Source organism: Streptomyces sp. NPDC019937, from assembly GCF_040631655.1.
Classification (GTDB): Bacteria; Actinomycetota; Actinomycetes; order Streptomycetales; family Streptomycetaceae; genus Streptomyces.
Map to the genome: position 1 here is coordinate 95,045 of NZ_JBEYAL010000034.1, position 8,136 is coordinate 103,180.

Annotated in this window: 7 protein-coding genes and 1 pseudogene; 1 reads left to right on the plus strand and 7 read right to left on the minus strand. The window is 73.4% G+C overall.

All coding sequences use genetic code 11. The features are described from left to right. Positions 1-28: 28 nt before the first annotated feature. The 3 genes from ABZ562_RS30045 to ABZ562_RS30055 form a co-directional block, all read right to left on the minus strand. Positions 29-1,384 (minus strand): MFS transporter, encoded by a 1,356-nt coding sequence (locus ABZ562_RS30045; protein ID WP_361485520.1) that lies wholly within the window; start codon positions 1,382-1,384, stop codon positions 29-31. 216 nt (positions 1,385-1,600) lie between these two features. Next, positions 1,601-2,479 (minus strand): polysaccharide deacetylase, encoded by an 879-nt coding sequence (locus ABZ562_RS30050; protein ID WP_361485522.1) that lies wholly within the window; start codon positions 2,477-2,479, stop codon positions 1,601-1,603. After that, a complete protein-coding gene (locus tag ABZ562_RS30055; RefSeq protein ID WP_361485523.1) occupies positions 2,472-3,491 on the minus strand; it encodes an asparaginase in 1,020 nt (339 codons plus the stop codon). Before ABZ562_RS30055 ends, ABZ562_RS30050 begins: the two co-directional genes overlap by 8 nt. A 217-nt stretch (positions 3,492-3,708) precedes the next feature. Here ABZ562_RS30055 and ABZ562_RS30060 point away from each other — a divergent pair, with 217 nt between their 5' ends. Then, positions 3,709-4,734, plus strand: coding sequence for a substrate-binding domain-containing protein (locus ABZ562_RS30060; RefSeq protein ID WP_361485525.1), 1,026 nt, complete (start codon positions 3,709-3,711; stop codon positions 4,732-4,734). 10 nt (positions 4,735-4,744) lie between these two features. On the opposite strand, the gene ABZ562_RS30065 is transcribed toward ABZ562_RS30060, so the two are convergent. The 4 genes and pseudogenes from ABZ562_RS30065 to ABZ562_RS30080 all read right to left on the minus strand — a co-directional run. After that, positions 4,745-5,422 (minus strand): ABC transporter permease, encoded by a 678-nt coding sequence (locus ABZ562_RS30065; protein ID WP_361485527.1) that lies wholly within the window; start codon positions 5,420-5,422, stop codon positions 4,745-4,747. A 59-nt stretch (positions 5,423-5,481) separates the two neighbouring features. After that, complete coding sequence (locus ABZ562_RS30070; protein ID WP_361485529.1) at positions 5,482-6,357, minus strand: ABC transporter permease; 876 nt, start codon at positions 6,355-6,357, stop codon at positions 5,482-5,484. A gap of 96 nt (positions 6,358-6,453) precedes the next feature. Further along, the gene (locus ABZ562_RS30075) at positions 6,454-7,434 is read right to left on the minus strand and encodes an ABC transporter ATP-binding protein (RefSeq protein ID WP_361485533.1); all 981 of its coding nucleotides are present in this window, start codon (positions 7,432-7,434) and stop codon (positions 6,454-6,456) included. Between the two features lie 114 nt (positions 7,435-7,548). After that, positions 7,549-8,136: pseudogene (locus tag ABZ562_RS30080) on the minus strand (NYN domain-containing protein); the annotation flags it as partial.

The following is an 8,136-nucleotide window of genomic DNA, read 5'->3' on the forward strand; positions in this document are numbered from 1 at the left end:
AGGAGACTCCTGACGGGTCTTCGTGGGTTCAGGCTTCGACGGTGTCGACCCGGCGGGCCGCGAACATCACGAAACCGGAGAGGAACGTTCCCGCGGCGCCGATGAGCAGCGCGGTCCGGTCCCAGTGGGCGCCGGAGGCGAGCATCGTGGTGGCGAGGGCACCGGCGATGACGGCCCCGGGCTGGCTGAAGGCGTTGATGAAGGAGGTGCCGGTGGCCCGGCAGCGGGTGTCGTAGCACTCGCCCATGTAGAAGAGCATCGCCGCGTACGGGCCGATCAGGAAGAACATCCCGAGGGAGTACAGCGCCACCACGGGCCCGGTGCCGTGCGCGACGGTGAGCATCAGGGCGAAGAGGACGCCGGAGAGGATCCAGCCGCAGGCGATGACATTGCGCCGGCCGAAGCGGTCACCGGCCCAGCCGTGGAAGAGGTAGCCGGCGAAGCCGACGGCGTTGATGACGATGAACAGCAGCAGGGAGCCCTCGAAGCTGACGCCCTTGGCCTTGGTGAGCACCGTCGTGCCGAGCACGCTGAAGATCTGGATGCCGAACCAGTTGGCGAGCCAGGCGAAGCTGAGGACGAGGGTGTTGCGCCGCGCCGGGCCGCGGAAGATCTCCAGCAGCGGAGTGGTGGGGGTCTCGTCCACGTCGTACTCGGCGGCGAGCTGCCGCGCCTCGGCCTCCTTGCCGTCCTTGCGCAGGCCCCGCAGCCTCTTCTCCAGTTCGAACTGCGGGGTCTCCGGCAGGCCGCGCCGCAGGAGGGCGATGACGAGGGCGGGGAAGGTGGCGAGCAGGAAGCAGCCGCGCCAGCCGACGAGCGGCAGGAAGACGGCGACGAACGCGGCCGCGACGAGGGTGCCGACGGGCCAGCCGGACTGCACCAGGCTGTAGACGAAGCCGCGGCGCTTCTTGATCGCCTCGTCCTCGGTGACGGCGTAGACCTCGTTCAGATAGGTGGAGTTGACGGCCTGTTCGGACAGGCCGAGGCCGCCGATCGAACGGACGCCGACCAGATAGGCCGCACCAGGGGTGACGGCCGAGGCGGCGGAGGCCAGGGCGGTGCCCGAGACGGTGAGGATCATGCCCTTGCGGCGGCCGAGCCGGTCGACGAGCGGGCCGACCCCGAGGACGACGACGGCCGTACCGACGGAGATCAGGGTGGAGATCAGCGCCGCCCGCTCCTCGCTCCAGCCGAAGCGGCCGGAGATCTCGGGCAGCAGGGTGCCGAACAGGATGTAGTCGTAGACGGCGAACACCCAGGCGCAGAAGGCGATGGCGGTGGCCTTGCGGGTGGCACGCACTCCGATGCGCGGCAGCCGCCGGGCGGGGGCCGCGGTGGGTCTGGGGCCGGAGGCGTCTGTGGTGTGGGAGGGGACGGTGGTCATGGCGGATGCCCCTTGTCGGAAGCGGGGTTTCGCCGCGCCGGCGCGGTGCGCCGTCGCGGTAAGAGGGGGAGGGGATGCTTCGTCGGCCGGGGGTGAGGCCGGGCGCCGGGCGGCGGGTGATCCGCCGCGCGGGGAGGGTGCCGCGCCCGCGCGGGGTGTCCGCGCGGGAGGGCTGATGGCGAGCGAGAGCGGGGGACGGGGAGTGCGGAGGGGGGATCAGGTCCGGGGGGAGCGGGACCTGAAGTCGGTGGCGATCTCGTCGAAGGTCGACCAGCGGACACCCTCGTGGCCGCTGATGTACTCGATGAGCCGCTCCAGCATCAGCAGCGTCTGGGGACGCCCCGAGACATCGGGATGGATCGTCATGGTGAAGGCCGCGTAGTCCATTTCGCGGTAGACCCAGTCGAACTGGTCGCGCCAGGTCTGCTCCAGTTCGCGCGGGCTGACGAAGCCATGGCTGTTGGCGCTGGCCTTGACGAACATCATGGGCGGCAGGTCGTCGAGGTACCAGTTGGCCGGGATCTCGACCAGATCGGTCTCCTCGCCGCGCACCAGCGGCTTCATCCACTCCTCGGCCGGTCGCGAGTAGTCGATCTTCGTCCAGCTGTCGCCGACGCGCACGTAGTAGGGCGTGAAATCGTTGTGCATCAGGGAGTGGTCGTAGGCGATGCCGCGTTCGATCAGCAGTTCGTTGGTCACCGGCGAGAACTCCCACCAGGGGGCGACGTAGCCGGTCGGGCGGCGCCCCGCGACCTTCTCGATCAGCTCGATGCCGCGGTCCAGGACGGCGCCCTCCTGGGCCCGGGTCATCGCGATCGGGTTTTCGTGCGAGTATCCGTGGGCGCCGATCTCATGGCCGCCGTCGACCACCGCGCGGGTCTGGTCGGGGAAGGTCTCCAGGGAGTGGCCTGGGATGAACCAGGTGGTGCGCAGTTCCTTCCGCTCGAACAGGCGCAGCAGCCGCGGCACTCCGACCTCCCCGGCGAACAGGCCGCGGGAGATGTCACAGGGCGAGTCCTCGCCGCCGTAGCTGCCAAGCCAGCCCGCCACCGCATCGACATCGACGCCGAAGGCCACAAAGATCTCTTTAGCCATGCTGGTTCCTCTCCAAGGGTGATTCCAGTGCTGTTGTCAGTGCGGTCCGCACCCGCGCCGGGTCGCCGTGGCACCCGAGCAGGGCGGTGAGCAGGACCCGCGCCTGGGAGGGGCGCAGGGTGCCGGTGGGAACGGCCCCGGCCCGGACCAGGTCGGCGCCGCCGCCGTTGCCGTACACCGCGGCGACCGGACCGGCGTGCACGCGCGTCGAGAGCGCGACCACGACGCCGGAGCCGACGAGCCGGGCGACCTCGGCGGCGACCCGCGGATTGGCGTTGCCCGCTCCGGTGGCTTCGAGGACCACCGCACGGGCGCCCGCGTCGGCCACCGCGCGCAGGGCCTGGATGTCACAGCCGGGGTAGACCGCGACGATGTCGGTGCGGACGCGCTCGGGCTCCTCGGCGCGGAAGGCCGCGAGGTCGAGCGGCTCGGGGCGCAGCGGCGTCGCGGTGACGCCCACCTCGCCGTCGGCCACCCATCCCAGCGGGCCGCCGTCGGGGGCGGCGAACGCTGCGGGGGCCACGGTGTGGGCCTTGCGGGTGCCGCGCGCGGGGTAGATCCGGCCGTCGAAGGAGATCAGCACGCCGAGGTCGCGGGCGCGGGTGGCGTTCGCGACCGCGATGGCGTCGGCGAGATTGCGCGGGCCGTCGCCGTCCGGGGCGTCCGCCGGGCGCATCGCGCCGGTGAACACCACGGGCCGGGGGTCGGCGTGGAAGAGGTCGAGGAGGTACGCGGTCTCCTCCAGGCTGTCGGTGCCGTGGGTCACCACCACGCCCCGGACGCGGTCGTCGGCCAGCGCCTCGTGGGCGGCCACCGCGACATCGCGCATGTCGGCCGGGGTCAGCAGATAGCTGCCCAGGCAGAAGACGTCGCGCGTCTCGACCGGCACCTTCGGGGGCCGGGGAAGCCGTTCCAGCAGGGTGTCCGCCCGATCGGCGGCGAGCCTGGTGCCCTGGGCGTCCTGGCGGGTGGCAATGGTCCCGCCCGTCGACAGTACGACGATCCTGCGCACCGGGCCTCCTTCCGACGTGGCGCGAATAAGACCCGGCACCTGGCGTGAAAGAGCGCCCTGCGTGGCTCAAAGTCGCACCCAAACGTTTGGGGCAATCGTTTGGGTAGGATGTGTGTCACCGGCCGCAGGTGTCAAGAGGTCCGCTGTTACCATCACGTTCGTTCGCCGTACCGGGGTCCGGGGTGCGGCGGTGGGGAGAACCGGAGGCCGAGCCGAAGTGGGCACGCAGCAATCACGACCGGTCACCCTGCGCACCATCGCCGATCAGCTCGGTCTGCATGTCTCGACCGTCTCCCGGGTGCTGCACGCCAGGCCGGACGAAAGCCTGCGCGCCGCCTCGGCCGGCACCGTGGAGCGAGTCCGCCGGCTCGCCGACGAACTGGGCTACCAGCCCAATCCCCATGCCACCAGCCTGCGCACCCGGCGCAGCAACCTGGTCGGCGTCCTGGTCCCCCGGCTGTCGGACATCGTGCTCGCCACGATCTACGAGGGGATCGAGGAGGCCGCCGCCGAGCAGGGCCTGTCGACCTTCGTCGCCAACACCGGCGACAACCCCGAGGCCCAGCGCAGCCGCACCAAGATGGTCATCGCCCGGCGCGTCGACGGCATGATCTTCGGCGACGCGCACGCGGACGGGCGCTTCCTGGCCGAGGTGGCCGGGCGCGGCATCCCGTTCGTCCTGGTCAACCGGACCTGTGCCGGACACCCGTCGGTGACCTGCGACGATTACCTGGGTGGCCGGCTGGTCGCCGACCATCTGCTGGAGCTGGGCCACCGCGACGTCGCGGTCGTCGCGGGCGAGCCGTACGCGAGCACCGGCACCGACCGCATGGCGGGCCTGGTGGACCGCTACCGGGAGGCGGGGCTGCCGGTCCCGGCCCACCGGATCGCGCACTCCCGCTTCGACGTGCCCGGCGGACACGCCGCCACCGCGCGGCTGCTGGAGACACCGGAGCCGCCGACGGCGGTCTTCGCGGTGAACGACTTCGCGGCCATCGGCACGATCGGCGCCCTCCGCGAACGGGGCCTGCGGGCGGGCGCCGACGTGGCGGTGGTGGGGTTCAACGACACCCCGCTGGCGGCGGAGTTGCCGCTGCCGCTGACGACCGTCCGCTCCCCCATGCTGGAGATGGGCCGCCGGGGCTTGCGGATGCTGGTCCGGCTGCTGGAGGGCGAACCGGTCGAATCCGAGCGCCTGCGCCCGGAACTGGTCGTTCGCGCCTCCAGCGCGCCGCGGCCGTGAGGCGCGGTGGCTACGAGGTGGCCGACGCCTGGTAGTAGGTCTCCGGCTCCTCGTCGCGGGGGCCGAACAGACCGGTCAGGGCCAGGTGCACGACCATCGCGGCCACCGACCAGGCCAGCAGCGCGCCCTTGGCGTTCAGCTTCAGCGGGGCATCGAACGTGACGCCCTTGCCGACCTGCCGGGCGTGCGCCACGACGTCCGTGGACGGCCCGAGCCAGACGCCCAGCCGCCAGGCGATCACCGAGCCGAGGACGCCGCCGATGGCCAGCCCGACCACCAGGGCGACCCCGCCGCGCCGGCAGAACAGGAAGGTCAGCAGCGCCGAGACGAGGCCGAAGGCGAGCGCGCCCAGCACGAACACCCCGTCCGCGCCGACCGCGTCCTCGCCCTCCGAGTTCTTCAGATAAACGGCCTTGCCGTCCGAGATCAGGCCCACCCGAGGCGCCAGCCACAGCCACAGCAGCCCGAGCAGCACGCCCGCGACCGCCACCGCGATCGCCACCACGGAGGCCTGCACCAGCTCGGCGCGCAGCTCCTCCCCCGGTTCGGAGTGCTCGGCGTGCCCGGACTCCTCGGCGGGATACGGCTCGGGATGCCCCTGCGCGGCCGGTTCGCCCGGTGCGGGCTGTCCGTGCTCGGAGTCGTCGTGCGGCGAGGGCTGATCATGTGGCGTCAACGGTGCGGTCACTCCGTCATCGTGCCAGGTGGATGGTGTACTTCGGTCGGCGGGAGGTTCACTGCGGCGCGTCACCGCACGGCGGCCCGCCGATAGGCCCAGGTCGCGGCGGCGAGCGACACCACGGCCACCCCCGCGCACACCCCGAGGTCGGCGCAGACCGCCAGCCAGTCGGGCTGCCCGTCGAAGGACCGGGCCAGGGCCTCCACACCGTACGTCGACGGCAGCAGATCGCGCGCGTACGACACCACCTCCGGCATCCGGGCGGCGGGCAGCACCCCCAGCAGCAGCGCGGCCGACATCCCCAGCTGTCCCAGCAGCGTGGCCAGTTCCTGGCGCGGCGCGAGCAGTCCGAGGGCGGCGCCCAGGCCCGCGAGGGCAGCGCCGGAGAGCGGGATCACCGCGGCGAGCACCCACAGGTGGCCCAGCGGCAGCTGGAACAGCACACTGCCGACGACAGCGGTGACGGCCGTCCCGGGCACGGTGAAGGAGGCGTACGCGGCGGCCGCGCCGAGCACCACCGCGGCGGGCGGCACCGGCAGCGTCGCGTAGTGGTCGAGCCCGCCGCTCGCCCGGAGCTGGCCGAAGTACTGCGCGAGCAGGTTGAGCGCCACGAACGCCACGACGAGCACGCTCGACCCGGCCACCACGGAGCGCGCCGCGCCGCCGCCCTCGTCCACCACACCGCGCATCAGGACCATGATCCCCACGGACTGGAAGGTCGCGACGAACAGCAGGGGAATCCGGGCCACCCGCGCCCGCGACAGCTGCGCCCGGTAGACCGCGACCAGCGCCGGCAGCAGCCGCGCGGAGGCCGCGAGCGGCGCCGGGGCCGCGAGCGGGGCGGGAACGCCGTCGGCCGGCCGGGGCACGGCGCCACCGGCCTCACCGGCCGACGCACCGGACTTCGGCATGCCGGGCATGGCCTGCGCGGGCACGACACTCACGTCTGCGCTGCTCCTCTTCCGTCTGGCTTGGTCACGGGCTTGGTTACGGACATGATCACGGCCCCGTTCACCGACGCGTTCCCCTTCTACCGTCCGTCACGTCTTCACCAGCCCCTCCGCACCCTCCGTACGGCCGCCCAGCGCCACGTACACGTCCTCCAGGCTGGGCGTGGCGAGGGTGAAGTCGTCCAGCGCGGCGAAGGCGGGCCCGCCGGTCACGGTGGCGATCGCGGCGCGCGCCGCGTCCGGGGCCAGCCGCAGGGTCCAGCGCCGCCCGGAGGCGTGCGCGGCGTCCCGCAGCGCGGCGACCCCGGGGATGTGCAGCGGCGCCTCGGCGCGCCACACCAGCTCCACCCGTACCTCGTCCGCGACCATCGCCTTGAGCCCGGCGGGGGTGTCGCAGGCGATGACCCGGCCCCGGTCGAGCACCGCGACCCGGTCGAGCACGGTCTCGGCCTCGATGACGTTGTGCGTCACCAGCAGCACGGTCACCCCGCGCTCGGCCCGCCGCCGGTCCACCGCGGCCCAGACGGCGCGCCGCGCCACCGGGTCCATCCCGGTGGTCGGCTCGTCCAGCACCAGCAGCGGCCGCTCCCCCACCAGGGCGGCGGCGACGCAGGCCAGCCGGCGCTGACCGCCGGAGAGCTTCTTGAGCGGCCGCCCGGCGATCTTGGTGAGCCCCAGCTCCTCGATCACCGCGTCCCGCTCGGCGCGGGCGGCGCGCGCGTCCAGCCCGCGCAGCCGTGCGGTGGTCTCGGCGGCGAGCGCGACGGTCAGCTCGTCCAGCGCGGTGGAGTCCTGGCCCAGGTAGCCCAGGAGGCGGGAGGCGCGCTCGGGGTGGCGTACGAGGTCATGGCCGAGCACCCTCACCTGGCCCTCGTCGGGCCGCAGCAGGCCGGTGAGCTGGCGTACGAGGGTCGACTTCCCGGCGCCGTTGGGCCCGAGCAGCCCGAACACCTCACCGCGCTCCACGTCCAGGTCGATGCCGTCGCTGGCCCGGACCTCGGGCGTGGCGGGCGCACCGCGGCGGCCACGCGCCGCGGGATAGGTCTTGACCAGGCCACGCACGGTGCACACCACATCGCCTGCCGTCGCCTGTTTCGCGCCCGTCCTCACGAGCTATGAGGGTACGCGCCCAAACACCCGGAGCCGTCCGCGGGGGCCGGGTCCCGCCCGGGGGGCCCGCGGGGCCTAGTCCCCTGCCGGGGCGTGCTCGGCGGCGCTGCGGACGTCGATCTCGCGCCAGAACCCGGCCCGGATGGCGTAGCGGTCGTGCTCGTCGATCTGGTCGTCCTTGTGGGCGAGCAGGCCGAAGCGGGCGGCGTAGCGCAGCAGCTCGCCGTCGATGCGGTGCGGGATGCGCGGGTACTCCGTCGACAGCTGGTGGAGGTGTCCGGCGTCGGAGAGCCGCTCGATCCAGCGGCGGGCGAAGACCTGGCCGACCTCGAACGGGTCGCCGCTGACGGCGGTGATGTCCTCCTCCCGGTCGGCCCAGCGCTGCTCGGCGCTGGTGAGCTGGGCCAGCATGGGCAGATTGGCGGTCTCCGGCGGCTCGCCCGCCCCGGAGCCCGGGCCGCGGTCGATCCAGCCCTTGTCGGAGGACCAGCGGAGGGTGGCGCTGGGGGCCGGATGGGGTGCGGCGGGGCCGCCGGGCCCGCGGCCCAGGCCCGCGAGGTCCTTCGGGGTGGGCACGCCTCTGGCCCCGCCCCCGGTCGTGGCGTCCTGCTCGGCGGCGGGGCCCGGGCCGGGCGCCGTCCGGGCGTCCTGCCCGGACGCGGC